This is a genomic window from Caulobacter sp. UNC358MFTsu5.1 (assembly GCF_000712075.1).
Classification (GTDB): domain Bacteria; phylum Pseudomonadota; class Alphaproteobacteria; order Caulobacterales; family Caulobacteraceae; genus Caulobacter.
This window is the reverse complement of sequence record NZ_JONW01000006.1, coordinates 330,204-355,536: the sequence shown is the minus strand read 5'-3', so window position 1 is coordinate 355,536 and position 25,333 is coordinate 330,204. Positions and strand designations below refer to the sequence as shown.

Sequence of the window (25,333 nt, the reverse complement as noted above, 5' to 3'; positions counted from 1 at the left end):
CAGGTTATGGCGCCGAGCTCAGTCGAATCCGCGCATCGTCGCCCATTCGTCGAACGGCGCGCGGCGCGAGCTCCAGCCGTTCACCGCCGCGTCCTCGTCGCGCCAGCCCAGGGCCAGGCCGCAGAACAGCATGTGGTCCTGCGGCAGCTCCAGGAAGCCATGGATCAGCTTGCCGTAGACCGACCAGAACTCCTGGGCGCAGGTGTCCAGGCCCCGCTCGACGGCCAGCAGCATCAGGGTCTGGATGTACATGCCGATGTCCGACCACTGCGGCGGGCCGCAGTCGCGGTGGACCGAGAAGAACAGGGCGACGGGCGCGCCGAAGAACTCGGCGTTCTTGGCGAACTGCTGCAGGCGGCCCAGCTTGTCCTCGCGGGGGATGTCCAGCGACGCATAGAGGTCCTCGCCCACCTGGTAGCGGCGGGTGCGCAGCGGCTCCCACAGGTTGGGCGGGTAGACGTGGTATTCCGGCTCGTCGCGGTCCATCAGCCGCGAGGCGACCAGCGCCTTGAACTCGGCCAGGGGCTGGCCCGACAGCGCGTGCACCACCCAGGGCTGGAGGTTCCCGCCCGACGGGGCGCGGGCGGCGGCCTCGATCAGCTCGCGCACCACGGCGCCGGGCACGGGGTCGGGCTTGAAGGCCCGGACGGACATCCGGCGCTGGACGGCTTCGGAGACGGTTCGATACTGGGTCATCAAGGCCTCACTAACCGATGCGCGCTATGTCCCGCGACAGACGATGGCGGCTTGGCTAGCATCCGGCCGCAACGTCAAGGCAAGCGTCAAGACAGGTTGGGGCGATCGGTGAAGGTTCTGCTGCGTAACATCCTGGTGGCGTTGTTCATCGTGCTGGTCGCCGGACCGGTGCTGACGGTGATCCTCTATCGCTTCGTGCCGCCGCCCGCGACGCCGCTGATGGTCATCCGCCTGGCCGAGGGCAAGGGCTGGAACCACCGTTGGCGGCCGATCGACCAGGTCTCGCCCGCCCTGCCCCGCGCCCTGATTGCCGCCGAGGACGCCCGGTTCTGCGACCACCACGGCTTCGACTTCGACGCCCTGCAGAAGGCCTACGAGAACAACGAGAAGGGCAAGAAGATCCGCGGCGGCTCGACCATCAGCCAGCAGACCGCCAAGAACGTCTTCCTGTGGCCGGGCCGCTCGTATCTCCGCAAGGGGCTGGAGGCCTATTTCACGGTCCTGATCGAGACGCTCTGGGGCAAGAAGCGGATCATGGAGGTCTATCTGAACTCCATCGAGTACGGCCCGGGGATCTATGGGGCCGAGGCCGCGTCGCGGACCTATTTCAAGGTGGGGGCCGACAAGCTGACGCCGCAGCAGTCGTCGCGGCTGGCGGCGATCCTGCCCAGCCCCCTGAAGTGGAAGGCGGTCAATCCGGGCCGCTACGTCAAGAAGCGCTCCAGCCGGATCGGCAAGGCCTCGGGGACCGTGCGCCGCGACGGCCTGGCGGCCTGCGTCGCCTAGGAGGAAGTCCCACATGGCCCTCGGCCCCACGCTCGAGACCGAACGCCTGATCCTGCGGCCGCCGGTCGCCGCCGACCTCGATGGCTGGGCCGAGCTGATGGGCGACGCCGAGGCGGCGCGATTCATCGGCGGCCAGATGGCCCGTAGCCCCGCCTGGCGGACCATGGCCACCGTCACCGGTTCGTGGGCCCTGCACGGCTTCGGCATGTTCTCGGTGGTCGAGAAGGCCGGCGGCCGCTGGATCGGGCGCGTCGGCCCGTGGCGCCCCGAGGCCTGGCCGGGCGCGGAACTGGCCTGGGGGCTGCATCCGGCCTTCCACGGCAAGGGCTACGCGGTCGAGGCGGCGAGCGCCGCCATGGACTGGATCGTCGACCATCTGGGCTGGAACGAGGTCATCCACTCCATCGATCCGGACAATCTCCCGTCCAAGGCGGTGGCCGCGCGCCTGGGGTCGCGCCTGCTGCGGATGGGCCACCTGCCCGAACCCTATCACGAGAAGACGCTGGAGCTGTGGGGGCAGAGCGCGGCGGACTGGAAGGCGCGGCGGGCCTAGGGCTCAGGTCGCCAGCGGCCGCGCATAGGCCGCCCGGGCCCGGCCCGAACGCACGAACACCCGGGTGATCCGCGCGTCGATCGTGCGGATTCGCATCGCGAAGTCGTCGGCCGCGTCCTCGATCTCGCCCGCGGTCAGGTCGTCGTGGAAGTCCAGGGTGACGCCCAGCAGGATCTCCTGCGGCCCCAGGTGCATGCTCAGCACCTCGGCGACCGTGTCGACGCGCGGGTCGGCGGCCAGCATCTCGCGCACGGCCTCGACGATGCGGGGCGAGGCGGACTCGCCGGTCAGCAGGCTGCGGGTCTCATTGGCCAGGAAGATCGCCACCGCCACCAACAGGACGCCGATGGCCACCGAAGCCGCGCCGTCGGCCCAGGGGACGCCGAACACCGCCGAACCCGCCACGCCCAGCGCCGCGATCGCCAGGCCGGCCAGGGCGGCCCCGTCCTCCAGCAGCACGGCGAACACCGACGGGTCCTTGCTGCGGCGGATGGCGCGCATGAAGGGCGTGCCCCGGGTCAGGACCCTGAACTCCTTCCAGGCCACCAGGAACGAGCCGCCCTCGAACAGCACGGCCAGGCCGATGACCAGGAAATTGATCCAGGCCCGGCCGATCGGCTCGGGCCGCAGGATCTTCAGCACGCCCTCGTAGATCGAGAAGGCCCCGCCCAGGGCGAAGATCAGCAGGGCCACGACGAAGGCCCAGAAATAGACCTCCATGCCGTAACCGAACGGATGGGTCTGGCTGGGCGGCTTGCGGGCCCGGGCCAGGCCCAGCAGCAGCAGGCCCTGGTTGCCGGTGTCGACGCTGGAATGGATGGCCTCGGTCAACATGGCCGACGAGCCGGTCAGGGCGAAGGCGACGAACTTGGTGGCGGCGATGGCCAGGTTGCCGGCCAGGGCCGCGTAGACGACGGTGGTCGAGCTGTTGTGGGTTCCCGTCGCGGCCATGCGGCCCGAACGCGGCCGGGGCGCGCGGCGTTCCGGCCGCGCCTGGTCAGGGCCGGTCGACGGCGAAGCGGATGATGCTGGCGTTCTTGTCGTCGGCGACCCAGATCGCCCCGTCGGCGGCCACGGTGATCCCTGCCGGCGTCCCCTGCGGTCGCCGGCCCTCGACCCGGCCCCAGCCGGGCGTCAGCACCTGGGCCTGGGCGGCCGGACCGGCCCCGAACGGACGCGAGCCGGTCGGGTAGATCGGATAGCTGGCCTTGAGGCGGGTCATGGGAACGCCCCGTTCGTCGACCGCGAAGGCGACCAGGCGGCCGCCGGTCGAGCGGTAGCCGTGCCAGCCCATCAGCAGCTTACCCTCCAGCCGGGGGAACATCGCGCCGTGGTACCAGGTCATGGCCAGAGGCGCGACGTGGGGCGGCAGCAGGGCGACCGGCGGGGTGTGGGCGGGCGAGGCGCAATCCATGATCCCGGTCCAGCCCGGCGTCGCGGTGGCCATGTCCTGGCAATAGGGCCAGCCGTAGTGCCGGCCGGCCTCGATCACATTGACCTCCTCGAACGGGCTCCAGCGGTCGTCGAAGTCGTAGCTGTTCTCGGCCTGCAGCACCGTCCCCGACGGATGCACGGCCAGGGCCACCGAGTTGCGCAGGCCGCGGGCCAGCATCGTGAACCTCGGGTCCCAACGGCCCGGCCCCAGGCGGGCGTAGCGGCGGATCCCGGCCGTGGCCTCCTCGCCCTCCGACTGCTCGCAGCGGTCGGTCCCGACCCGGGCCCCGTTGGCGTCCAGGCACTGGTCCGACGGCGCGCCGACATTGACAAGCAGCGCCCCGTCGGGGGCGAACACGAACTGCGAGAGCGGGTGGCGGTTGTCGTGCAGCCGGTTGTCCGGCAGGCCGGTGATCACGTCCCGCACCGTGGCGGCGGGATCGGCGGCGCGGGGGTCGAAACGGAAGATCCGGCTCATCTCGCCAACATAGACCAGGCCGTCGGGGCCGATCGCCAGGCCGTGCGGCAGCGACAGGCCGGTCAGCAGGGGCTCCAGGCGGACGGGCTGGCCGGGCTGGACCGTCATCCGCCAGATCACGCCGCGCGGCCGGGTCCAGTCGGCCAGGTCGGCGACCAGCCAGACGCCGTCGTCCAGCTGGACCAGGGTCCGGGGCAATCGCAGCCGGCGGTCGGCAAAGGCGCCGGAGGCGGGACCGGTCACCAGGCCGGCGCACAGGCCGGCCTCGGTCCCGATCGCCAGCCGGGGCCAGCCGTCGCAGGTTCCTTCGGTCTTGTAGGCGACGCGCGGCGCGGCCTGGCCGAGGCCGGCGGCCAAGCTAAGGGACAAGCCCACAACGACGGCCAGTCCCGTCCGCATCATATCGTCGCCCCCGCTCGATCCAGAGTGCGATCTAGCGTTGCGTCGCGACGAAAAGGAAGAGGCGTCAGACCCGGTTGTAGGGATACCGGTCGCGGATCATCCGCTGGAAGAACCGGCCCTTGGACGGCGCGCGCTCGAAGGCCTCGGTCACCCGGGGCGGCACGCCCACATAGACGTATTCGTCGCCGTCGTGGAACGTCACGAACAGCTTGCCGTGCTCGGGCTCGTAGTCGATTTGGCGGATCGCCGTGGAGTCGACACGCATGGCTGGAAGCCTCCGCATGAGGATCGTCTGCCTGTGAAAGCGCACGTCGCCTGGGGGCGGTTCCCCAAGGTTTCCCGGCGCCTGTTTAGGGTGCAAACCGGCGCGAACTGGGGTGTAGTCCCGACAGAACAAGGCTCCGTTTCATGGAGCTGGGGGAGAGAACGCACATGCAACCGCATTCCTGGGTCGCCATCGTCACGATCGTCGCGCTGCTGGTCTATGTCTGGATGGCCCTAAGGGTGGCCGGGGCGCGCCGCAAGTGCGGCATCGACGCCCCCACCATGACCGGCGACCCGATCCTCGAGCGCACCGTCCGCGTCCAGGCCAACACCCTGGAATGGCTGCCGCTGTTCCTGGCGGGCCTGTGGCTGTTCGCCGTCTATTGGAACGACCTGGTCGCCACGATCCTGGGCGTGGTCTGGATCGTCGGACGGGTCGTCTACGCCCTGGGCTACGTGGCCGACCCGGGCAAGCGCGAGGCCGGCTTCATCATCCAGGCCCTGGCGACCGCGATCCTGCTGCTCGGCGCCCTGGGCCGCGTCATCTGGATCCTGGCGACCGTCGGAGCCTGACCCTCGCTGGCATGACGGGCGAGGCTTGGCTATGAGATCGGCCATGACCCTGCCCGTCGATCCCGCCCGCTACAGCGCCTTCCTGGTGGCGATGTTCGTCATGGCCCTGACGCCCGGGCCCGCCAACCTGTTCGCCATCGCCACCGGCATGCAGAAGGGCAAGGGCGCGGCGCTGCTGGGCGTGGCCGGCATGAACACCGCCACCCTGGTCTGGTTCGCCTGTTCGGCTCTGGGCCTGGGGGCGCTGGTCATCGCCTTCCCCAAGGCCTTCCACCTGCTGGCCCTGGCCGGCGCGGCCTACCTGGTCTGGCTGGGATTCAAGTCGATCCGCGCGGGGATCCAGGACAAGGGCGGCGAGGGCGAAGGGGCGCACCGGACGTTCCGCATGAGCCGCTCGGCCTTTCGCGACGGTTTCGCCGTGCAGATCGCCAATCCCAAGATCCTGCTGTTCTTCGGCGCGGTCCTGCCGCCGTTCATCGACGTCCACCGGCCGCTGGCGCCGCAGCTCCTGATGTTCGCCGCCGCCACCATCGGCATGGACCTGATCAGCATGAGCAGCTACGGCCTGGGCGGGGCGGCCCTGGCCTCGCGGATGAACGAACCGGGGTTCCGCAAGGGTTTCGCGATCGTCGTCGGCGTGCTGCTGATCACCGCTGCCGGACTGATCGTGTCGCGCGGTTGATCTCCGCGTTGAAACGCATTGGCCTTGGCGAAACCACAAAGCTGGGCCATGCATTTATAGTAATGGAACGAAACGACGATTTTCGCCGAGATTCCGAGTGAAGGGATGCGCCATGATTAATCGCAAGACCATCGCCGGCAGGGCCCGGATGGTCGCGGCCGTGGCGCTCGCCGCCCTCCTGACGGCCTGCGCCACCGCCACCCCGTACCAGCCGAACATCGCCGGCCAGAAGGCCCAGGGCGGGTTCTCCGACCGACGACTCGAGAGCGACCGCTACCAGGTCAATTTCGCCGGCAACAGCATGACCTCGCGCGAGACCGTCGAGCGCTATCTGCTGTACCGCGCCGCCGAGGTCACCGTGCAGGCCGGCTACGACTGGTTCGAGACCGCCGACCGCCGCACCGACCGCCAGGCCCGCGCCGTGATCGACAATTACGGCTACGGTCCCGGCTGGGGCGGCTACGGCTATGGCTGGGGCGGTCCGTATGGCTATTGGCGTCCGGCGTGGCGCGGCTATTACGGCGGCTACTGGGGTCCGTGGGGCGACCCGTTCTGGGGCGGCTCCACCGAGGTCCGCACCATCGAGAAGTTCCAGGCCAGCGCCGAGATCCTGCTGCACAAGGGCCCCAAGCCCGCCGGCGATCCCCGCGCCTACGACGCCCGCGAGATCATGACCAACCTGGGTCCGACCATCCAGCGTCCGGTCGCCTCGGCCGGCTGATCCGGTCTTCGCCGCGAAGTCAGGGCCTCCCCTCGGGGAGGCCCTTTTTCGTTCCGGCCCTCAGCGCGGAGCCATGCGGATGCCGCCGTCAAGGCGCACGTCCTCGCCGTTGAAGTAGCCGCAGGTGATCATGGTCAGGGCCAGCTGAGCGTATTCCTCGGGATTGCCCAGGCGCTTGGGGAACGGCACCGAGGCGGCCAGGCCCGCCTTCACCGCTTCCGGCGCGCCGTTCATCAGCGGGGTGTTGAAGATGCCCGGCAGGATGGTGTTGACGCGGATGCCCTCGCTCATCAGGTCGCGGGCGATCGGCAGGGTCATGCCGACCACGCCGCCCTTCGACGCCGAATAGGCCGCCTGGCCCATCTGGCCGTCCTCGGCCGCCACCGAGGCGGTGTTGACGATCGCGCCGCGCTCGCCGTCCACGCCCGGCTCCAGGTCCAGCATGCCCTTGGCCGACTTGGCGATGCAGCGGAAGGTGCCGACCAGGTTGATCTGGATGATGCGGTCGAAGGCGTCGAGCGGGAAGTGCTTGGTCTCGCCGGTGGCCTTGTCGCGGCCGGCGGTCTTGGCCGCGTTGCCGGTGCCGGCGCAGTTGACCAGGATGCGCTCCTGGCCGTGGGCGGCGCGGGCCTTCTCGAAGCCGGCGTCGACCTCGGCGTCCGAGGTGACGTTGACCTTGCAGAAGACGCCGCCGATCTCGGCCGCGACCTTCTCGCCGGTCGTCTCGTTCATGTCGAAGATCGCGACCTTGACCCCTTGGGCGGCCAGGGCGCGGGCGGTGGCCTCGCCGAGGCCCGAGGCGCCTCCGGTGACGACGGCGGCGACGGTGCTATCGAGTTTCATGGACGTTTCCTCAGCGGTTGCGTTTAATTGGTCCTTGAGGAGCGGTTTAACCCGATGAGCGCCGACGCCAAACCATCCCCCGACGTCAATCCCGAGGCCAACGCCCGCGACGTGCTGGACCCGGCCAAGGCGCTGGTCCCGGCCACGGTGCGGGTCAACGAGCAGCGGGTGGCCCGCGGCTTCTGGCCCAAGATCCGCAAGGTGGCGGCCAAGGTGCCGTTCGCGGCCGACGCCCTGTCGCTGTGGTGGTGCGCCAAGGACCCGGCCACGCCCACCGCCGCCAAGGGCATGATGTTCGCCGCCCTGGCCTATTTCGTCCTCCCGACCGACGCCATTCCCGACGTGCTGCCGGCCATCGGCTTCACCGACGACGCCGCGGTCATCGCCGCCCTGATCGCCATCGTCGGCAAGAACCTCAAGCCCCGCCACAGGGACGAGGCCCGGACCTTTCTCGACAAGCTGGGCGCCGACGACTGAGCCCGTCGCAACCTTGACCTTTCCGCGCGGAAGGGTCGAAATCAACCTGACGTTCAATTCGACCCGAGGCCTCGCGTGCTCCTGGCCCTGACCCTCGCCGCCGCCCTGGCCGCCGACGCCCCCGCGCCGTCGATCGCGCCCCTGCTGGCCGATCCGACCGCCGCCCGGGCCTTCGACTATATGACCCTGCGCGACCAGGTCGGCGTCGGCGGCCTGGCGACCCTGAGCCAAGGCCTTGAGGCCTCCCTCGGCGAGCGCCTCAAGGCCGCGCCCGGCGCCTGCGAGACCGAGGCCGAGGCCCTCGTCCGCGTAGGTCTGGTCACCGCGCTCACGGCGAAGGACCCTGCCGCCTGGCGCGCCGACTGGAAGGCCGCCGACGAGAAGCGCGAGGCGCTCTACGTCCGCGTCGCCCGGGTAACGAAGGGCGAGGACGTCGGCGGCGCCGACTATGCCGGCGTCCGCGCCGCCGCGCGCAAGGCCGCGGCCGCCACTGATCCCCGCCGACGCCAGCTCTTCGCCCGCGTGGCCCGTGACCAGGCGATGCGCTACGCCATCCACGACATCTGGGCCCTGCCGACCGGCCCGATGCAGGACATGGTCAAGCGCCCCTTCCTGACCCGACTGTGCGAGGTGGACACCGACAACCTTGTCTGGCTGAAGGCGGAATGGCGCGAGAACGGCTGGTTCACCGCCGCCCGCGACGGCGCGGAGGCCAGCGGCAACGCCTGGCTGTTGGCCCAGCACGCCGATCGGGACCCCGACTTCCAGCGCGCCCTGCTCCCGGTCCTGGCCCTCGCGACCGACATGCAGGGCAAGATCAACTACGCCTACCTGGCCGACCGGGTGGCCACCAACGCCGGGGAGCCCCAGGTCTACGGCACCCAGGGCCGGTGCGTCGGGCCGGGCCGCTGGGAGCCCGACACGGTCAAGGACCCGGAAGGGCTGGACGCTCGCCGCCTGGCGTTGGGCCTGGGCTCCGAGGCCGACTACCAGTCCCACTTCCAGGCCGTCTGCGCCAACTTCAAGGCCTCCTGAGCCCTATTTCCCGTACCCCGTCATCGACATCGGACGGTCCTTGGCCGCGCTGGCCCAGGCCTTGTTCGGCGCGGCGCTCATCGTGAAGACCAGCTCGCCCCCGGCCCGGATCTCGGCGTCGCGGAGGAAGCTCCGCGTCAGCGGCTTGCCGTTCAGGGTCACCGCGCCGACGTAGGGCTTGTCGTCCGCCAGCCCCACGGCCCGCACCGTGAAGCGCTTGCCGCCCTCCAGGTTCAGCACCGCCTTCTCCACGAACGGCCGGCCGATCACATATTCGTTCGAGCCCGGGGCGACGGGGTAGAAGCCCAGCGAGGTGAACACCAGCCAGGCCGACATCTGGCCCAAGTCGTCATTGCCCGACAGGCCGTCCGGCGTGGGCTTGTATTGGCTCTTCACGATCTGGGTCAGGCGGGCCTGTGTGCGCCAGGGGGCGCCGGCGTAGTCGTACATGTAGGCCACGTGGTGGCTGGGCTCGTTGCCGTGGATGTACTGGCCGATCAGGCCGGCGATGTCCTCGGCGTGCGAGTAGTCCAGCTTGGAGTTGTCGAAGTCGAACATGGCGTCCAGCTTCTTCACCGTCGCCGCGTCGCCGCCCAGCAGCCCGACGATCCCGCCCAGGTCCTGGGGCGCGAACCACGAATATTGCCAGGCGTTGCCCTCGGTATAGTCGCTGCCGTAGTTGATCGCCGTCGGGTCGAAGGGCGTGCGGTAGGTCCCGTCGCTCTTCCTGGCCCGCAGGAAGCCGGTCTTGACGTCGAAGCTGTTGCGCCAGTTCCCGGCCCGCTTCTCGAAGGTCGCGGCCACGTCGTTCCGTCCCATGGCCTTGGCCATGCGGGCGATGGTCCAGTCGTCATAGGCGTATTCGACGGTCTTGGAGGCGGCCTCCGGCTCCTTGTCGATCGGCACGTAGCCGAGGGCCATGTAGTCGCCCAGCCCGCCATAGGGCGCGTAGGTGGCGCTCCTGACCATGGCGTCCAGGGCGGCCTTCTCGTCGAAGCCCTTGAAGCCCTTCATGTAGGCGTCGGCGATCACCGGCACGGCGTGATAGCCGATCATCGTCCAGGTCTCCTGGCCGTGGAACTGCCAGACCGGCAGGATCCCGTACGGGCTCTCCTGCTGCGAGGCGATCAGCGAATTGACCACGTCGCTGGTGCGCTTCTCCGGCTGGACCAGGGTCAGCAGCGGGTGCTCGGCGCGGAAGGTGTCCCACAGCGAGAAGGTCGAGTGGAAGGTGTAACCCTTGGCTTGGTGCACCACGTTGTCCGGCCCGCGATAGCGGCCGTCGACGTCGCTGAACACGCTGGGCGCCAGCAGCGAGTGGTAGAGGGCGGTGTAGACGCTGGTGCGCGTATCGGCCGGGGCCGCGATCTCGACCGCGCCCAGGGCCTTCTCCCAGTCGGCCCTGGTCCGGGCCCGCAGGCCGTCGAAGTCGAAGCCCTTCTCGTCGCTGGCGAGGTTCAGCACCGCGTTCTCCTCGCTGACCGACGAGATGGCCACCTTGGCGACCAGCGGCCCGTCGAGGGTCCCGAAGTCGAAGACCCCGACCAGGGCCCGGCCCTCCAACTGGGCGCGGTCGAAGGGCGTGCGGCCCGGCTGGGCGAAGCCCTTGTAGGGGACGTCAGCTTCCTTGTTGTAGAGCGCCTTGCCGACCAGCGGCCGGTCGAAGCGGATGGCGAAATAGAGCTGGCGGCCCGGGGCCCAGCCGCGCGTCTCGCGCATGCCGGTGATCGTCCCGTCCTCGGCCACGCGGATCCGCGACCACGAAACCTTGCCCGGATAGTTGTAGATCGAGGTGCGCAGGTCCAGCAGCACCTGGGCGCGGGCGCCCTTCTGGAAGCTGTAGCGGTGCATGCCGGTGCGCAGGCCGGCGGTCAGCTCGGCCCGCACCTGGCTGTCGGTCAGGGTCACGGCGTAGTAGCCGGGCTGGGCGACCTCGCCGTCGTGCGAGAAGCGCGAGCGGTAGCCCGAGCCCGGCTTGTCGGCCTCGCCGGGCTCCAGTTTGGCCTCGCCCGAGATCGGGGCCAGCAGGATGTCGCCCAGGTCCGAGTGGCCCGAACCCGAGAAGTGGGTGTGCGAGAAGCCCAGGATCGTCGGGTCGCTGTAGCGGTAGCCGGCGGCGCGGGCGTAGCTCTGCTTGAACGGCAGGATGTCGGTGTCGGGGCTGAGCTGGACCATGCCGAACGGGGCGACCGCGCCGGGGAAGGTGTGGCCCTCGCCGCCGGTGCCGATGAAGGGGTCGACGGCCTGGTAAGGGGTCTTGTCCTGCGCCAGGGCGGGAGCCGCCGACAGGGCCGCGATCGCGGTCAGCACCAGTCCAAGACGCATGGGATTCTCCTCCGACTTCGGCCGGGACCCTAGCGGGCGAAGGGGCCGGCCGTCACCCGATTTAGGAAGGTTGGTTTCGTAAATCCCCGGACGCGCCACGCTCCCCGCCGTCAGAACAGGGCCAGGGGGATCAGCAGCGCGACGAAGAAGATCAGGGCCAGGACCAGCGCCCCGACCGCCAGGCCCGCCGCCCGGACCACGCCGATCCCGAGGCGGCCGGCGAACCAGCGGGTCTGGGCGGTCAGGAACCAGGCCAGGCCGGCCAGCATCAGCAGCAGGCCGTAGAGATTGGAGACGTCCTGGCGCTGGAAGATGATCCCGCCGCCGATCATGATCACCGCGCAGGGGCCGGCCAGGTAGCACTGGGCGTAGAACGGCGGGCGCAGGCTCTCGCGCGACAACCGCACGCCCTGGCGGCGCAGCAGCAGCACCGCGGCGACCAGCGGGATCAGGCTGAAGATCAGGGCGCGGAACAGGGCCGCGTTCTGGGGCGAGTCGAAGATGGCGTGCTGCAGCGTACCGGCCAGCCGCGGCTTGGGCAGGTGCGCCATCAGGGCGATGCCGTTCATCAGCACCACGGTGATCAGCAGGAACAGCGGCGGCGTCAGGGCGTCGTCGTAGCGCCCGGCCTCGTCGTCGCCCTGCTCGGCGTCGGAATAGGCCATGGTCTCCAGCGGCCGGACCAGCACCCGCCACAGGGTCAGCGGATAGAAGACCAGCCACGACGTCGCCTCGAACAGGAACTCCTCGAAGCTGCGGAGAAGTTTCATGAAGTCCATGCGGGTCCTCGGGCGGCGCGGGGTCAGGGCGACGGTGGCAGGGTAACAGTCCCTCCCCCTGTGGGGGAGGCGATCGCGTCGCGATCGGTTGGGGGGAGGATTCGGATCGAAGATCGCAGGTTCGGCCATCTGCCGATCACTCCCCCCTCCGGCCTTCGGCCGCCTCCCCCACAGGGGGAGGGACTTTGATGACGCGGCTTCGCGATCTCACACGGCAAGCCGCTGAGTGAACGGAAAGGGCTGCGGAGCGCCGGACATCGTCCGGAGTGTTTGAGTAGTAACCGTTTCGACGAAGCCCGATCGCTCCGCGCGGTCGTTATCCGGAAGCGCGGCGGCGCTGAGCCCTATTCGGGCCTCGCCGCCTTGAAGCCTCCGACGGGCGGGCTGGATCAACGACTCCAGTCCCGGACCGCGGGCGTTAGACGCTCGCCTGTTGCTCTTTCGACCCTCACATCACGTCGTATCTGTGGACCACGCCCGACCGGCACCAGAGACATGAGGTGGACCTCGAAGGCCCGCCGACAGAGCTTCCCGCTCGATCGCCCCCCGCCGCCGCATCGGTCGCTGGCCATGCGCCCTTTCCCGCGTCGAGGTGGGTAAAGGATACGGGCGTCTGGAAGGGTGAGCATAAGTTTGGTCGAAAAAGTTCAGGGCGTTGATTTCGCTGAGGTTCGTTCGCTATCCGCCAAGCGTAGACGCATCAGAATCCCTCTCTCATAGAGAGAGGGTTCAAGAAGGCGCCCTTTGCCGGAACCGCCCCTGACGTCATCCGCCAGCGGCAAGGCCTCGCCTTAGACCCTTGGAGGTGAGCCTGCTCTGGCGTCTGGCCGTGTCAAGGACCGGCCTCCGGCCGGCCGCGTCGCGGCGGCGCGACGCGCCGTCCTTGACACGGCCAGACGCCAGAGCTCCGATCCACCAAGGGTTTAAGGTGAGGCTTCATCCGCAGCGGATGGACGCCTCACCGACCGCCGGGGGAAATCGAACCGATGCCTGGAAGACGCCGCCCGTACCGGGCCATCGCCGTCGCCTGTCTCGGCCTGGGCCTCGCCGGCTGCGCCCCGAAAGACTCCGCCCGGGTGTACTCGGTCCGCAATCTCGTGGAGGCCCGCTTCGCCACGCCTCCGCTGGGTCTCGGGACGCTCACGGTCAGGGCCCTGGTCAGCACCAAGAACATCGAAGGCGTCCATGTGCGCGACATCGGGTGCCTGGACTTCTGCGACAACGTCCTGGCCCTGGAGCTCCCCGGCTCCGAGCAGGAGCGCGTGCTTGACCAGGCCCTGGCCAAGGCGCTGGAGACCAAGGCCGACTTCGCCTGCATGGTCCTGAAGGTGAAGCCGCGCGTCCACCGCTCGATCAACCCGAACCTCCTGGGCAGCCGATACAGGATCGGGGCGCTCGAATTCGTCGAGGTCGTCGACGCCCATTCCTGCCCCCGCAGCCCCGAGGATCGGCCCCTGCGTCTCGATCAGCCGCCGCAGCTTTCCTACGGCGATCACGCGACGCGCCGTCCTTGACTTGGCGAGACGCCGGAGCTCCGATCCATCGAGGGTTCAAGGGGAGGCCCATCCGTCCAGATGGGGCAGAGCAGTAATGCAAACTGACGATATAGGCTTGGCTGCTCTGAAGGCGTCACTGCAACGCCAATATGACTTCGCCAAGCCGAAAGCGGAATTCCTTCGGTCCGCGAGGATAGACTTTAACAGCAAGCTCCGCTTTGGAGCATTTGGCGTAAACGCGGCATCATCGGTGGCTTGGGGCACTCTCTACAGCTCTCTGGGAGCAGGAAAGTTGGAAGCCCTCGGCCTTGGTTTTCCGGTCGTCGTTGGCTGCCTTGCGCTCTTCCTGGTGGGCGCATGGCTAGCGGGTGCGGCATTGGTTGCTCAGCATACCGATCTTATCGACATGCAGGGCGACGCGGAATTGCGCGTCATGAAGTTTCAAGCTGCTCTAACCGCGTTGGATCGGATCCCGGTCGATGGACACGACAAATTTCAGGCGGCCCTGAGCGAGCTACACGAAGTTCCTGTCGCGCGGATCAAGCACGAACAATGGCCCATCCATCTAACCGGCGCGAGCACCACCTGCTGGGGCACCGCAGCGGTTTGGATAGCTGCGCAGCTCATATCCAAACCCATCTGGGATTGGGCATGGCCCATATTCCATTGATGACACATTGCGTTTGGAAAGATCGACGCTCGCCGTTGGGGTTCCAGCCCCGCTAACACCCCTCGCACCCTTTCCCCATTCCCCCGCCGCCCCAAAGCGCCTAGGTAAGGCTCACTCTGAGCATATCCGGGATCGGATGAAGGCGATGGACGACGCGGGCATGAGCTTGCAGGCGACGATGACGGCGATGGGGCAGGCGGCTCGGCACGGGGCCCAGGCCCTGCGCGTGGCCACGCCAGACCAGCGCACCGCCGCCCTCAAGGCCATGGCCGCCGCCATCCGCGCCGACGCCGAGACCATCCTGGAAGCCAATGCCAAAGACCTGGCAAAGGCCGGGGCCGGCGGCCTGACCGCGCCGATGGTCGAGCGCCTGATGCTCAATCCCGCCCGCCTGGAAGGCGTGGCCGCCGGGGTCGAGGCCGTGGCCGCCATCCCCGATCCGCTGGGCGTGGAGACCGCCCGCTGGACGCGCCCCAATGGCCTGGACATCGCCCGGGTGCGCACGCCGATCGGCGTGATCGCCATGATCTACGAGAGCCGGCCCAACGTGACCGCCGACGCCGCGGCCCTGTGCGTGCGCTCGGGCAATGCGGTGATCCTGCGCGGCGGGTCCGAGTGCATCCACTCCAACCTCGCGATCCACGCGGCCATCGCCAAGGGGCTGAAGGCGGCGGGGATCTCGACCGACGCGGTGCAGATCGTCCGCACCCCCGACCGCGACGCCGTCGGGGCGATCCTGGGCGGGCTGGACCGGACCATCGACCTGATCATCCCCCGGGGCGGCAAGAACCTGGTCGCCCGGGTCCAGCAGGAGGCCCGCGTGGCCGTGCTGGGCCACCTGGAGGGGCTGAACCACGTGTTCGTCCACGCCGCGGCCGATCCGAAGAAGGCCGTCGAGATCGTGCTGAACGCCAAGATGCGCCGCGTGTCGGTGTGCGGCGCGGCCGAGACCCTGCTGGTCGACCGGGCGGTGGCGGAAGCCCTGCTGCCGTCCATCGCCGACGCCCTGATCAAGGCCGGTTGCGAGCTGCGCGGCGACGGCCCCTCGCGGGCCATCGAGCCCACCATGAAGCCGGCGGTCGAGGCCGACTGGTCCACCGAGTACCTGGCCCCGACGATCTCGGTGGCCGTGGTCGACGGGGTGGACGGCGCGGCCGCCCACATCGCCGCCTACGGCTCGGGCCACACCGACGCGATCCTGACCGAGGACCCGGCGGCGGCCGACCGGTTCGTGGCGCTGGTGGACAGCGCCATCGTGCTGGTCAACGCCTCGACCCAGTTCGCCGACGGCGGCGAGTTCGGCTTCGGGGCCGAGATCGGCATCGCCACCGACAAGCTCCACGCCCGCGGCCCGGTCGGGGCCGAGCAACTGACGACGTTCAAGTATGTGGTTCGCGGGACCGGCCAGACTCGTCCCTGAAGCCGGTCGCCCCTCGGCGCAGAGGCTCGGGTTCCATCTGGAGCCCGGCATGCGCGTGGGGCTGTTCGGCGGCAGCTTCAACCCGGCGCACGAGGGCCACGCCCACGTGGCCGAGACCGCCTTGCAGCGCCTGGAGCTGGACAAGGTGATCTGGCTGGTCTCGCCGCAGAACCCGCTGAAGTCCTCGCACGAGACCCGCCCCCTGGCCGAGCGGCTGGCCGGCGCGCGGCGCTGGGCGCGCGGGGCCGGCATGATCGTCTCCGACGCCGAGACGCGGCTGGGATCGCAATACACGATCGACACCCTGCGGGTGCTGCGGGCCCGCTATCCGCGCGTGAAGTTCGTCTGGATCATGGGCGCCGACAGCCTGGCCACCTTCCACCGCTGGCGGGGCTGGACCCAGATCATGCGCGAGGTGCCGGTGGCGGTGATCTCGCGGCCATGGATCGCGCTGAAGGCCCGCACCTCGCCCGCCGCCCGCCGCTTCGCCTTCGCCCGCCGGCCCGCCAGCGCCGCCGCCGTCCTGGCCGACGCCACGGCGCCCGCCTGGGTCTATCTGACGGGCCCGCTGAACTACGCCTCGTCGACGGCGCTGCGGAAGCGGCAGGCCAAGGGATAGGGCCTGAATCCGCCCCGCGACGACGACCCCCCTCATCATTTGGAGTCTTCCATGCTATGGGAGGGCTTGCGCGAACCCATCAAGGAGCATTTCCGCTGCGTAGCGACCCCGCGCCGACGGCGCACGAGGGAACGGTTTCCACCGAAACCTCGACCAACGAGTCCGAGCTGGACCTGAGTATCAAGGCCCTCGAGACCCTGATCCTGAACCGTCTCGACGACGACAAGGCCCAGGACATCGTCCACATCGACCTGACGGACAAGAGCTCGGTCGCCGACAGCCTGATCGTGGCGTCCGGCCGGTCGCACCGTCACGTCGGCGCCCTGGCCGACCACATCATCCGGGCCCTCAAGGAAAACGGCTTCGGCAAGGCGCGGGTCGAAGGCCTGCCGCATTGCGACTGGGTGCTGATCGACGCCGGCGACGTGGTGGTCCACCTGTTCCGCCCGGAAGTCCGCTCGTTCTACAACATCGAGAAGATCTGGGCCGTCGACGCGCCGCACCGGCTGGCGTCGAACTAAACCGCTTCGTCTCCCCCGGCCCGGTCACTGACCTGAAGACCGGGGGATGCCGGGCCTCGCCCCGCCTGGACGCGCGATGAAGATCACCATCCTCACCGTCGGAAAGCTCGGCCGCATGGTCGAGGCGCAGCTGGCCGTGGACTACGCGTCCCGGGCCACGGCGTCCGGTCGCGCCCTGGCCCTGGGCCCGGTCGAGATCGTCGAGGTCGAGGCCCGCAAGCCCGGCAAGGCCGCCGAGGCCGAGGTGCTGCGCCCGCACCTGGAGGGCGCCTACGTCGTCGCCTGCGACGAGCACGGCAAGGTGCGCCCCAGCCGCGCCTTCGCCGAGCATGTCGGCCGGCTGCGCGACGACGGGCACCGCAAGATCGTGTTCCTGATCGGCGGCGCCGACGGCCTGGACCCGTCGATCCTGGCCGCCGCCGACGAGATGCTGGCCTTCGGGCCCCAGACCTGGCCGCACGCCCTGGCCCGGGCGATGCTGGCCGAGCAGGTCTATCGGGCGGTGACGATCCTGGCGGGGTCGCCGTATCACCGCGATTGAGTTTCAGACCCGCTCATCCCCTCCCCCGTCATCCTCGGACTTGTTCCGAGGACCCCTGTTTCAGCTTCGTTGCCCGAGCAGGGTGCGTGCGGCGTCGGCGGAGCCTCGATCCGCGAACGACAACACGGCGGACCTAGGGGTCCTCGGAACAAGTCCGAGGATGACGGACGTTGAGGGTTGAAAGGGCGGACGAGACCGGTTGTCGCTGCACCCCAATCCGGGCATTGATCGACCCATGTCGCGTCGCGTCGCCATCATCGTCGTAAGCCTGCTGGGCCTCGCGCTCGGCGGTGCGACCGTGGTCGCCGCCCAGGTCAGCCAGAAGCAGAGGGACGAGCAGGCCGCCGCCGACACCCGCCGCGAGATCGCCGACCTGCGCGGCGAACTGGACGCCCTGGGCCGCCAGCGGGTGGACGCCGGCGACGACGTCGACCTCAAGCGCGCCCGGCTGGAGGCCCTGCACCAGCGCGAATCGGCCCTGACCGCCGAGCTGGGCCGCGACCGGGGCCAGCTGGCCCGGCTGCTCAGCGCCCTGCAGCTGTTCCGCCGCGATCCGCCGCCGGCCCTGCTGGTCAGCCCCGGCGACGCCCGCGACGCGGTGCGGGCCGCGATCCTGATCCGCGCCATGACCCCCGAGCTGCAGGCCCGGGCCGACGGCTACGCCCGCCAGGCCCGCGCCGTCTCGGCCCTGCGCCGCGAGGCCGCCGCCGCCTCCGAGCAGCTGTTCACCGCCGAGAGCCTGGTCGCCGACCGCCGCGGCGAGCTGGAGCGGATGATCGTCGAGAAGACCCAGCTCGAGCGCGCCTACGCCCAGGAGGCCCTGACCGGCGACGACCAGGGCACGCTGGGCGCCCTGACCGACGGCCTGGCGCCCAAGCCCGCCACCGGGCCCTTGAAGCTGAGCTCTCCCGCGCCCGGGCCGCTGGCCCGGCGGTTCGGCCAGACCATGCCCACCGGCGGCCGCGCCACGGGCCTGACGATCCGCACGGAAAAGGGTCACGTCGTGGCCAGCCCCGCCGCCGCCGTGGTCGAATACGCCGGACCGCTGAATGGCTGGGGGACGGTCTTGATCCTGCGCGCCCAGGGCGCCTACCATCTGGTGCTGGCGGGAATGGACGAGGTTTCCGTCGGACCCGGACAATCTGTCGCACCCGGCGCGACGGTTGGCCGGATGGTTAATCAGGGCTCTTCGGAGCCAGAACTCTATTTCGAGGTCCGTGAAGACGGCGTCCCGGTCGATCCGGAGCGCTGGTTGAAACAGGGATCGCGGTAAACGGCTTTTTCAGCGATGATGGCCGTTAAATGAACAAGGCTTCGCCTCAGTAACGGGCTGAGCGAGACCTTTCAATGCGACGCCTAGCGTCGTCCAGGGAGCCTTCCAGGCCACATGCGCAAGTACCTGCTCATCGGTGTTTCGGCCTTCGTCCTCGGCGCGGGGACCATGGCCTACATCAGCCCCATCGCCCAGGCGACCAGCTCGACCAAGGGCCAGACCTACAAGATGCTGGAGCTGTTCGGCGACGTCCTGCAGACGGTCGACGCCCAGTACGTCTCCGAGGTCGACAACAAGAAGCTGATCGAGGCGGCCCTGGACGGCATGCTGACCAGCCTGGACCCGCACTCGGGCTATCTGTCGCCCGACAGCTTCGAGGACATGCAGGACACCACCCGCGGCGAGTACGGCGGGCTGGGCATCGAGGTCACCAGCGAAGACGGCGTGGTCAAGGTGATCTCGCCGATGGACGGCACGCCCGCCGCCCGCGCCGGCATCCAGGCCGGCGACTACATCACCTCGGTCAACGGCCAGTCGGTGCTGGGCCTGACGGTCAACGAGGCGGTCAAGCAGATGCGCGGCCCGGCCGGCGAGTCGGTGACCCTGACCATCGCCCGCGAGAAGACCGACCCGTTCGACGTCAAGCTGACGCGCGAGATCATCAAGCCCAAGGCCGCCATCGCCCGCATGGAAGGCGACTACGGCTACGTGCGCCTGCCCGGCTTCAACGAGAAGGCCACCGACGCCCTGACGGCGGCGATCACCGAGCTGAAGACCAAGAACCCCAACATGAAGGGCCTGGTCTTCGACCTGCGCAACAATCCCGGCGGTCTGCTGGACCAGGCCGTGGGCGTCTCGGACGTGTTCCTGGACGGCGGCGAGGTGGTCAGCCAGCGCGGCCGCGACCCGCGCGACATCCAGCGCTACAACGCCAAGCCCGGCGACCTGCTGAACGGCCTGCCGGTGGTGGTGCTGATCAACCAGGGCTCGGCCTCGGCCGCCGAGATCGTCGCCGGCGCCCTGCAGGACCGTCACCGCGCCGAGCTGGTGGGCATCACCAGCTTCGGCAAGGGCTCGGTCCAGACCGTGATCCCGCTGCGCGGCGGGGCCGACGGCGCCCTGAAGCTGACCACGGCGCGCTACTTCACCCCGTCGGGCCGCTCGATCCAGAAGACCGGCATCGCGCCCGACCTGGAAGTGGCCCAGACCAAGGACCAGGCCCAGGACATCGCCAACCGCGTGTGGTTCAGCGAGGCCAGCTTCAAGAACGCGCTGAACGCCGACGAGGGCAAGACCCGCGTGGCGCCGCACACGCCCGCCGAAGCGCCGCCGCCCGGCTTCGACGAGAAGAAGGGCGACTTCCAGCTGGACCGCGCCATCGCCGTGCTGAAGGCCGGCTCGGTCCAGGCGGTGCCCAAGCTGCCCAAGCCGGCCGCCAAGATCGCCGAGGTCACCGCCAAGGCGGCGGCCGCGGCGGGCAAGGCCCCGCCGGTCGAGAAGAAATAACGGGAAGGGCCGGCCCAGCGCCGGCCCTTTTTCGTTTCGGCGGGCCGCCAATTCAAACATCCGGACGGGAGCGTGATGGCCTCCAACGATGTCCTGCTGGCGATCGGCGTCTTCGTCGCCCTGACCGCCGCCGCCCTGATCACCCTGCTGGTCTGCGAGCGGGTGGAGCACGACCAGCGCGCCAAGGCCGCCGGCAACGTGGTGCGCACCGTCTCCAACATCTTCGCCCTGATGACCTCGCTGGTGCTGGGGGTGATGATCACCTCGGCCCGCACCACGTTCGAGGAGACCGACCGCAGCGTCCACGCCCTGGCCTCGCAGCTGATCGTGCTGGACCTGACGCTCAGCGAATACGGACCCGAGGCCGACCCGACCCGCGAGCAGCTCCGGCTCTACGCCCGCCAGGTGCTGCACGACGCCTGGCCCGACCGGGCGGCGGCGACCACCAAGGTCGCGAGCAGCGACGTGCTGTTCTCCCAAATGAGCGACGGCCTGCGCAAGCTGCGCCCGGCCAATGTCGACCAGCGCAAGATCCGCGACGACGCCCGCACCCAGCTGGAGACCCTGTTCGAGGCGCGCTGGGAGGTGACCGGCCGCTCGAAGGACGCCGTCGGCGGCGGGGCGTTCGTCTTCGTGCTGGCCGCCTGGCTGATCGTGATCTTCTCGGGCTTCGGCTACCAGGCGCCGATGAACGCCCTGGTGGTGGTGATCTTCGTGGTCTCGGCCGCCCTGATCGCCGGGACCCTCTACCTGGTCATGGACATGGAGCAGCCCTTCCGAGGGACCATCCGCGTCTCGCCGGCCCCGCTGGAGCGGGCGCTAGTGGAGATGGCGCGCTGAAGCCCGGACGACGCCTAGTCGATCGCCCCTCCCTAAAACTCCCGTCATTCCGGCCTTGTGCCCGGAACCCCTGGTTCAGCCCGCACGTGAAGCGCCTTGGCGCGCCAGCGCGCCACTCCTCCGCACTTGCGGCGGATAGAGGGGTCCCGGGCACAAGGCCCGGGATGACGGGAGTTGGGGGGATCGCGGCTTTCGCCCGGGACGAGCGCTGCAATTCGAAGTAGAGTTGGCGCTCCAGGGGAGGGCGTCCGATGCCACGGGTGATGCTGCGAGCGGCGCTCGCCTTCGTTTTCGCGATCCTGGCCGTCTCTGCGGCCGCCACGGCGAACGCCCAGCCGCCACCCACGAACTGCCAGTACCAGAACCCGACCTCGCCCCAGACCCTGTTCCCGGGCGTCTCCTATCAGGCGGTGACCGTCGTCTGCAGCGCCCAGCAGCCGCAGCACACCACCCTGGCCCATGTGCTGAGCATCGACGTCGGCTCGGGTTCGATCACCCTGGACTCGTCCGCCGCCGCCAGCAGCGCCACGTTCGGCCTGACCCTGCCGTCCCAATTCCTGACCGCGACCAAGGCCGCCCTGGCGGTCAACGCCAACCTGTTCGCCGCCAACTGCTGCTACTATTCGGCCGCGCAACAGGGCTGGCCGACCCAGCTGTGCGGCTGGCAGGTCAGCGGCGGCGTGACCCAGTCGCCCCAGGGCGCCAAGCCGACCGGCTGGCAGGCCGACTATCCGTTCAACGCCAGCCTAGTCCAGATGAAGGACGGCGAGGTCCGGATCCTCTATTCCAACACCCCCCAGGCGATCGAATTTCCGGTGGTCACGGCGGTGACCGGCAGCCACATGCTGGTGTTCGGCGGCAAGAGCCTGGGGCCGTTCAGCGGCTCCAGCACCGACTTCTTCGGCCCCAACGCCCGCACCCTGGCCGGCCTCTCCAAGGACCGGAAGACCCTGTGGCTGGTCGCCCTGGACAAGGCGTCCACCGGCCTGACCCTGGACGAGGCGGCGGCCGTGATGCTGCACCAGGGCGCCGCCGCCGCGGTCAACCTGGACGGCGGGGGCTCCAGCACCATGGTCCAGGCGTCCGGCGGCGGCTTCGCCTTCCTGAACGTCCCGCCCGACCCGGCCAAGACCTGCCTGGCCGGCTATCCCAGCAACCAGGACCCCGCCACCTGCGAACGCCTGGTCGGCGCCAGCCTGGGGATCCATGTCGCGGGCCAGGGCGCCCGGCCGAAGTGACGGGACGGAGAGGCGGCGGGCCATTCCGTCGCACCTTTCATTAACCATATGTTCGGCGCTTCCGGGCTAAATCCCAGGGCATGGCCGTGACCTTCTCCCGCAAGCCCGCCTATAGCGCCGACGCGCCCGCGTCCGGACGCGAGAGCGGCGACCTGCGCGCCAAGGTCCTGGCGGCCGCCGCCAACCCCTTCATCGGCGCCAGCGCCGCGGCCTTCCTGTTCCTGCTGAGCCTGGCCCTGCTGGTGCTGGTCACCGGCGACCCCAACAAGGGCTCGCCCCTGGTGCGCGTGGCGCTGGACAAGGTGGGCGCCACCAAGAACGTCCCCGAGGGCTGGCGCGACGCCCTGACTCCCGAGCGCGACGGCGAGGCGCCGCTGCTGCCGGGCGCCCTGGACCTGTCGAACCTGCCGTTCCTGGGCCACGACGACGCCGCCGAGGCGGAAGGCCCGGCGATCGCCGCCCCGCCGCCGGCCGCCTCGGCGTCCGGTCCCCTGCCCGCCGCGCCGATCGCCGGCCTCTACGCGCCCGGTCCCGGCGGCGGCTCGCTGCCGGTGATCGCCCCCGACGGCCGCATGGCCTCGGAAGCCTATGCCCGCCCGTTCACCGCCGACGGCCGTCCGCGCGTGGCCCTGGTGATCGGCGGCCTGGGCCTGAACCCCCAGACCACCCGCCAGGCCATCGAGACCCTGCCGCCCGAGATCACCCTGTCGTTCGCGCCCTATTCCGAGGGCCTGCAGGGCTGGATCGACCTGGCCCGCAGCCATGGCCACGAGGTGCTGCTGGAAGCGCCGATGGAGCCGGTCGACTATCCGGCCAACGACCCGGGCCCCTACACCCTGATCGCCTCCAACCGCCCCGAGGACACGGTGCGCAAGATGGAATGGCTGATGTCGCGGGCCACCGGCTACTACGGCCTGACCAACTATCTGGGCTCGCGCTTCGTCACCAGCGACACGGCCATGACCACCTTCACCCTGGCCCTGAAGGCCCGGGGCCTGGCCTTCATCGACGACGGCCAGGCGTCCTTGCGCGGCGGTCCGATCCCCCGCGCCTCGGCCGACCGGATCATCGACGACGAGCTGGCCGCCGGCTCGATCGACGGCCAGCTGAAGATGCTGGAGGTCGGCGCCGCCGGCCGCGGCCAGGCCCTGGGCTCGGGCTTCGCCTATCCGGTGACGATCAACCAGGTGCGCCTGTGGGCCGCCGGCCTGTCGGGGAGGGGCTTGCAACTGGCCCCCGCCTCGGCCATGGCCAAGCGATGAGCCGCAGCGAAACCTCCGACTATCCTGATCATCGTCCCAATGTCGGCGTCGTCCTGTTCCACCCGGACGGCCGCGTCTGGCTGGGCAAACGGCACAACCAGCCGCCGCCCCACAACTGGCAATTCCCGCAAGGGGGAGTCGACGAGGGCGAGGATTTGCTGGCCGCGGCGCGTCGCGAGCTGGCCGAAGAGACCGGCGTCACTTCGATCGAGTATCTGGCCCGCACCGAGGGTTGGCTGATCTACGACTTCCCCGCCGACTTCGCCGCGTCGAAAAAAGCCCGTGGATTCAAGGGCCAGAAGCAGGTCTGGTTCGCCTTCCGCTTCCTCGGCGACGAATCCGAGATCGATCTGGAGGCCGACGCCCACGTCGAGTTCGACGCCTGGAAATGGGGCGCTCTCGACGAAACGCCCGAACTGATCGTACCTTTCAAACGCGCGGTGTACGAACAGGTCGTTTCCGCGTTCAGTGGGTTCGCGCTCGGGGGCTGAAATCCGGCGCTGGGGAGTATGGAATGGCGGACACGATCCTGCTGATCCACGGCTACGGTTGCGCTGGGGACGTCTGGGATCCCATGGCCGCGAGGCTGCGGGCCGAAGGCTACCGCGTGGTGGCGCCGACCATCCGCTCGGCCGTGCGGACGGTCGAGGGTCCCCGGGCGGGCCTGGCGGGCCTGACCCTGGCCGACTACGTCGCCGAGATGAGCGCCCTGGCCCAGTCCCTGGCCAAGGAGGACGGCAAGAAGCCGATCGTCTTCGGCCACTCCATGGGTGGGCTGATCGCCCAGAAGATCGCCGAGGCCGGCCTGGCCGAACGCCTCGTGCTGTTCGCCCCCGCCTCGCCGGCCGACGCCCGCGGCAAGCCCAAGCTCTCGCCGGTCTTCACCTTCCTGAACATGGCCCTGCAGTCCAAGCCCGAGACCCGGGCGGGCAAGATGTGGAAGACCGGCTTCAAGTTCGGCGTCATGAACGTCGTGCCGCCCGCGCGCCACGACGCGCTGTACGCGACCATGGTCCACGACAGCGGCCAGGTGCTGGCCGACCTGGCCTGGCCGCACAAGGATCCGAACAGGACCGCCCATGTCGACGCCGCGAAAGTGACCGTCCCCGTGCTGGTCCTGGCCGGCGCTCTGGATCGCACCACGCCTCTCGAGGACGTGCGCCTCGTCGGCCGGAAATACCCGGCCGCCGACCTCAAGATCTACCCCAACAACGCCCATTACCTGATAGACGAGCCAAACACGATGAGCATTCTCGACGACGTCCTCGCCTGGCTGACGGGCAAGCCCAAAGCCGCTCCGACCCCGGCTCCGGCGCCCGCCCCGGCGGCCAAGGCCGAGCCCGTGAAGGCCGCTGAGCCCGCCCCGGCTCCCGCGCCGACGCCCGCCCCGGCTCCGGTCGCGGCCGCCCCGGCCCCGGCCCCGGCCCCGGCCGCCAAGCCCGCGGCTCCGAAGCCCGCTCCGGCCGCCCCGAAGCCCGCCGCCGCGAAGCCGGCCGCCGCCAAGGCCGCCGCGAAGCCGGCCGCGCCGAAAGCCGCCGCCAAGCCGAAGGCCGAAGCCAAGCCGGCCGCCAAGGCTCCGGCCAAGGCCGCCGCCACCAAGCCCGCCGCGAAGCCCGCGACCGCCAAGGCCGCCCCGGCCGCGAAGCCGGCCGCAGCGAAGGCCGCCGCCAAGCCGAAGGCCGAGGCCAAGCCCGCCGCCGCCAAGGCCCCGGCCAAGGCCGCCGCGCCCAAGCCCGTCGCGAAGCCGGCCGCGAAACCCGCGCCCGCCAAGGCCGCTCCCGCCGCGAAGGCCGCGGCGAAACCCGCCGCCGCCAAGGCTCCGGCCAAGGCCGCCGCCGCCAAGCCGGCGGCGAAACCGGCCGCGAAGCCCGCGCCCGCCAAGGCCGCCGCTCCGAAGGC

The 25,333-nt window shown here is 69.9% G+C and carries 26 protein-coding genes and 1 pseudogene; 20 read left to right on the top strand and 7 right to left on the bottom strand.

The window, feature by feature from the left end; translation table 11 throughout:
• Positions 1-18: 18 nt before the first annotated feature.
• A complete protein-coding gene (locus tag BR39_RS0110400) occupies positions 19-696 on the bottom strand; it encodes a nitroreductase (protein WP_029910970.1) in 678 nt (225 codons plus the stop codon).
• A gap of 96 nt (positions 697-792) precedes the next feature.
• On the opposite strand from BR39_RS0110400, the gene mtgA reads away from it, so the two are divergent.
• Together mtgA and BR39_RS0110390 are read left to right on the top strand one after the other, a co-directional pair.
• A complete protein-coding gene (gene mtgA, locus BR39_RS0110395) occupies positions 793-1,482 on the top strand; it encodes a monofunctional biosynthetic peptidoglycan transglycosylase (protein WP_029910967.1) in 690 nt (229 codons plus the stop codon).
• 13 nt (positions 1,483-1,495) lie between these two features.
• A complete protein-coding gene (locus tag BR39_RS0110390; RefSeq protein ID WP_029910964.1) occupies positions 1,496-2,035 on the top strand; it encodes a GNAT family N-acetyltransferase in 540 nt (179 codons plus the stop codon).
• A gap of 3 nt (positions 2,036-2,038) precedes the next feature.
• Here BR39_RS0110390 and BR39_RS0110385 read toward each other — a convergent pair whose 3' ends face one another.
• The 3 genes from BR39_RS0110385 to BR39_RS0110375 form a co-directional block, all read right to left on the bottom strand.
• Positions 2,039-2,986 carry a cation diffusion facilitator family transporter gene (locus tag BR39_RS0110385; RefSeq protein WP_029910961.1) on the bottom strand — a complete coding sequence of 316 codons (948 nt, stop codon included), beginning with the start codon at positions 2,984-2,986 and terminating at the stop codon, positions 2,039-2,041.
• A gap of 46 nt (positions 2,987-3,032) precedes the next feature.
• On the bottom strand, positions 3,033-4,304 hold the full coding sequence (locus BR39_RS0110380) for a sorbosone dehydrogenase family protein (RefSeq protein WP_231499434.1): 1,272 nt from the start codon (positions 4,302-4,304) through the stop codon (positions 3,033-3,035).
• A gap of 109 nt (positions 4,305-4,413) precedes the next feature.
• Entirely contained in the window at positions 4,414-4,614 is a 201-nt protein-coding gene (locus tag BR39_RS0110375; protein WP_012284298.1) for a KTSC domain-containing protein, read from the bottom strand.
• Between the two features lie 167 nt (positions 4,615-4,781).
• On the opposite strand from BR39_RS0110375, the gene BR39_RS0110370 reads away from it, so the two are divergent.
• The 3 genes from BR39_RS0110370 (at position 4,782) to BR39_RS0110360 (ending at position 6,589) form a co-directional block, all read left to right on the top strand.
• Entirely contained in the window at positions 4,782-5,186 is a 405-nt protein-coding gene (locus BR39_RS0110370; RefSeq protein ID WP_029910946.1) for an MAPEG family protein, read from the top strand.
• Positions 5,187-5,217: 31 nt separating this feature from the next.
• The gene (locus BR39_RS0110365; RefSeq protein ID WP_029910945.1) at positions 5,218-5,868 is read left to right on the top strand and encodes a LysE family translocator; all 651 of its coding nucleotides are present in this window, start codon (positions 5,218-5,220) and stop codon (positions 5,866-5,868) included.
• Positions 5,869-5,980: 112 nt separating this feature from the next.
• The gene (locus BR39_RS0110360; RefSeq protein WP_035018297.1) at positions 5,981-6,589 is read left to right on the top strand and encodes a hypothetical protein; all 609 of its coding nucleotides are present in this window, start codon (positions 5,981-5,983) and stop codon (positions 6,587-6,589) included.
• 60 nt (positions 6,590-6,649) lie between these two features.
• On the opposite strand, the gene BR39_RS0110355 is transcribed toward BR39_RS0110360, so the two are convergent.
• Positions 6,650-7,432 carry an SDR family NAD(P)-dependent oxidoreductase gene (locus tag BR39_RS0110355; RefSeq protein WP_029910940.1) on the bottom strand — a complete coding sequence of 261 codons (783 nt, stop codon included), beginning with the start codon at positions 7,430-7,432 and terminating at the stop codon, positions 6,650-6,652.
• A gap of 54 nt (positions 7,433-7,486) precedes the next feature.
• Between BR39_RS0110355 and BR39_RS0110350 the strand changes: the two genes are divergently transcribed.
• Together BR39_RS0110350 and BR39_RS25740 are read left to right on the top strand one after the other, a co-directional pair.
• Positions 7,487-7,909: a YkvA family protein gene (locus tag BR39_RS0110350; RefSeq protein WP_029910939.1), complete on the top strand. Its 423-nt coding sequence runs from the start codon at positions 7,487-7,489 to the stop codon at positions 7,907-7,909.
• A gap of 75 nt (positions 7,910-7,984) precedes the next feature.
• On the top strand, positions 7,985-8,944 hold the full coding sequence (locus BR39_RS25740; RefSeq protein ID WP_051695411.1) for a DUF6624 domain-containing protein: 960 nt from the start codon (positions 7,985-7,987) through the stop codon (positions 8,942-8,944).
• A gap of 3 nt (positions 8,945-8,947) precedes the next feature.
• On the opposite strand, the gene BR39_RS0110340 is transcribed toward BR39_RS25740, so the two are convergent.
• Together BR39_RS0110340 and BR39_RS0110335 are read right to left on the bottom strand one after the other, a co-directional pair.
• Complete coding sequence (locus BR39_RS0110340) at positions 8,948-11,269, bottom strand: GH92 family glycosyl hydrolase (protein WP_029910936.1); 2,322 nt, start codon at positions 11,267-11,269, stop codon at positions 8,948-8,950.
• Positions 11,270-11,379: 110 nt separating this feature from the next.
• Entirely contained in the window at positions 11,380-12,039 is a 660-nt protein-coding gene (locus tag BR39_RS0110335; protein ID WP_156035686.1) for a hypothetical protein, read from the bottom strand.
• A 995-nt stretch (positions 12,040-13,034) separates the two neighbouring features.
• Here BR39_RS0110335 and BR39_RS0110330 point away from each other — a divergent pair.
• The 13 genes and pseudogenes from BR39_RS0110330 to BR39_RS0110270 form a co-directional block, all read left to right on the top strand.
• Positions 13,035-13,562: a hypothetical protein gene (locus BR39_RS0110330; protein WP_156035684.1), complete on the top strand. Its 528-nt coding sequence runs from the start codon at positions 13,035-13,037 to the stop codon at positions 13,560-13,562.
• A 76-nt stretch (positions 13,563-13,638) separates the two neighbouring features.
• Entirely contained in the window at positions 13,639-14,214 is a 576-nt protein-coding gene (locus BR39_RS26440) for a hypothetical protein (RefSeq protein WP_156035682.1), read from the top strand.
• Between the two features lie 145 nt (positions 14,215-14,359).
• Complete coding sequence (locus tag BR39_RS0110320) at positions 14,360-15,634, top strand: glutamate-5-semialdehyde dehydrogenase (protein WP_029910930.1); 1,275 nt, start codon at positions 14,360-14,362, stop codon at positions 15,632-15,634.
• The gene (locus tag BR39_RS0110315) at positions 15,600-16,253 is read left to right on the top strand and encodes a nicotinate-nucleotide adenylyltransferase (RefSeq protein ID WP_035018296.1); all 654 of its coding nucleotides are present in this window, start codon (positions 15,600-15,602) and stop codon (positions 16,251-16,253) included. Before BR39_RS0110320 ends, BR39_RS0110315 begins: the two co-directional genes overlap by 35 nt.
• Positions 16,254-16,348: 95 nt before the next feature.
• A complete protein-coding gene (rsfS, locus tag BR39_RS0110310) occupies positions 16,349-16,774 on the top strand; it encodes a ribosome silencing factor (RefSeq protein WP_197026693.1) in 426 nt (141 codons plus the stop codon).
• A 76-nt stretch (positions 16,775-16,850) separates the two neighbouring features.
• Positions 16,851-17,315, top strand: a complete 465-nt coding sequence (rlmH, locus tag BR39_RS0110305; protein ID WP_029910925.1) for a 23S rRNA (pseudouridine(1915)-N(3))-methyltransferase RlmH — start codon at positions 16,851-16,853, stop codon at positions 17,313-17,315.
• A gap of 235 nt (positions 17,316-17,550) precedes the next feature.
• A complete protein-coding gene (locus BR39_RS0110300; RefSeq protein WP_029910923.1) occupies positions 17,551-18,588 on the top strand; it encodes a murein hydrolase activator EnvC in 1,038 nt (345 codons plus the stop codon).
• Positions 18,589-18,702: 114 nt separating this feature from the next.
• On the top strand, positions 18,703-20,094 hold the full coding sequence (locus tag BR39_RS0110295; RefSeq protein WP_029910921.1) for a S41 family peptidase: 1,392 nt from the start codon (positions 18,703-18,705) through the stop codon (positions 20,092-20,094).
• A 75-nt stretch (positions 20,095-20,169) separates the two neighbouring features.
• Positions 20,170-20,934 (top strand): DUF4239 domain-containing protein, encoded by a 765-nt coding sequence (locus BR39_RS0110290; RefSeq protein WP_051695409.1) that lies wholly within the window; start codon positions 20,170-20,172, stop codon positions 20,932-20,934.
• Positions 20,935-21,185: 251 nt separating this feature from the next.
• The gene (locus BR39_RS25735) at positions 21,186-22,172 is read left to right on the top strand and encodes a phosphodiester glycosidase family protein (protein WP_081916668.1); all 987 of its coding nucleotides are present in this window, start codon (positions 21,186-21,188) and stop codon (positions 22,170-22,172) included.
• Positions 22,173-22,252: 80 nt separating this feature from the next.
• Positions 22,253-23,434, top strand: a complete 1,182-nt coding sequence (locus tag BR39_RS0110280; protein ID WP_029910916.1) for a divergent polysaccharide deacetylase family protein — start codon at positions 22,253-22,255, stop codon at positions 23,432-23,434.
• Positions 23,431-23,925: an RNA pyrophosphohydrolase gene (locus tag BR39_RS0110275; RefSeq protein WP_029910914.1), complete on the top strand. Its 495-nt coding sequence runs from the start codon at positions 23,431-23,433 to the stop codon at positions 23,923-23,925. The genes BR39_RS0110280 and BR39_RS0110275 overlap by 4 nt, the downstream gene beginning before the upstream one ends.
• 23 nt (positions 23,926-23,948) lie before the next feature.
• A pseudogene (locus BR39_RS0110270) lies at positions 23,949-25,289 on the top strand (alpha/beta hydrolase); the annotation flags it as partial.
• Positions 25,290-25,333: the final 44 nt, after the last annotated feature.

Bases quoted from the DNA above. Each gene is read 5' to 3' on its own strand.
- BR39_RS0110400 (WP_029910970.1), bottom strand. From the start codon at position 696: ATGACCCAGTATCGAACCGTCTCCGAAGCCGTCCAGCGCCGGATGTCC.
- BR39_RS0110390 (WP_029910964.1), top strand. From the start codon at position 1,496: ATGGCCCTCGGCCCCACGCTCGAGACCGAACGCCTGATCCTGCGGCCG.
- BR39_RS0110385 (WP_029910961.1), bottom strand. From the start codon at position 2,986: ATGGCCGCGACGGGAACCCACAACAGCTCGACCACCGTCGTCTACGCG.
- BR39_RS0110375 (WP_012284298.1), bottom strand. From the start codon at position 4,614: ATGCGTGTCGACTCCACGGCGATCCGCCAAATCGACTACGAGCCCGAG.
- BR39_RS0110370 (WP_029910946.1), top strand. From the start codon at position 4,782: ATGCAACCGCATTCCTGGGTCGCCATCGTCACGATCGTCGCGCTGCTG.
- BR39_RS0110365 (WP_029910945.1), top strand. From the start codon at position 5,218: ATGAGATCGGCCATGACCCTGCCCGTCGATCCCGCCCGCTACAGCGCC.
- BR39_RS0110360 (WP_035018297.1), top strand. From the start codon at position 5,981: ATGATTAATCGCAAGACCATCGCCGGCAGGGCCCGGATGGTCGCGGCC.
- BR39_RS0110355 (WP_029910940.1), bottom strand. From the start codon at position 7,432: ATGAAACTCGATAGCACCGTCGCCGCCGTCGTCACCGGAGGCGCCTCG.
- BR39_RS0110350 (WP_029910939.1), top strand. From the start codon at position 7,487: ATGAGCGCCGACGCCAAACCATCCCCCGACGTCAATCCCGAGGCCAAC.
- BR39_RS0110340 (WP_029910936.1), bottom strand. From the start codon at position 11,269: ATGCGTCTTGGACTGGTGCTGACCGCGATCGCGGCCCTGTCGGCGGCT.
- BR39_RS0110335 (WP_156035686.1), bottom strand. From the start codon at position 12,039: ATGAAACTTCTCCGCAGCTTCGAGGAGTTCCTGTTCGAGGCGACGTCG.
- BR39_RS0110330 (WP_156035684.1), top strand. From the start codon at position 13,035: ATGCCTGGAAGACGCCGCCCGTACCGGGCCATCGCCGTCGCCTGTCTC.
- BR39_RS26440 (WP_156035682.1), top strand. From the start codon at position 13,639: ATGCAAACTGACGATATAGGCTTGGCTGCTCTGAAGGCGTCACTGCAA.
- BR39_RS0110320 (WP_029910930.1), top strand. From the start codon at position 14,360: ATGGACGACGCGGGCATGAGCTTGCAGGCGACGATGACGGCGATGGGG.
- BR39_RS0110315 (WP_035018296.1), top strand. From the start codon at position 15,600: ATGTGGTTCGCGGGACCGGCCAGACTCGTCCCTGAAGCCGGTCGCCCC.
- rlmH (WP_029910925.1), top strand. From the start codon at position 16,851: ATGAAGATCACCATCCTCACCGTCGGAAAGCTCGGCCGCATGGTCGAG.
- BR39_RS0110300 (WP_029910923.1), top strand. From the start codon at position 17,551: ATGTCGCGTCGCGTCGCCATCATCGTCGTAAGCCTGCTGGGCCTCGCG.
- BR39_RS0110295 (WP_029910921.1), top strand. From the start codon at position 18,703: ATGCGCAAGTACCTGCTCATCGGTGTTTCGGCCTTCGTCCTCGGCGCG.
- BR39_RS0110290 (WP_051695409.1), top strand. From the start codon at position 20,170: ATGGCCTCCAACGATGTCCTGCTGGCGATCGGCGTCTTCGTCGCCCTG.
- BR39_RS25735 (WP_081916668.1), top strand. From the start codon at position 21,186: ATGCCACGGGTGATGCTGCGAGCGGCGCTCGCCTTCGTTTTCGCGATC.
- BR39_RS0110280 (WP_029910916.1), top strand. From the start codon at position 22,253: ATGGCCGTGACCTTCTCCCGCAAGCCCGCCTATAGCGCCGACGCGCCC.
- BR39_RS0110275 (WP_029910914.1), top strand. From the start codon at position 23,431: ATGAGCCGCAGCGAAACCTCCGACTATCCTGATCATCGTCCCAATGTC.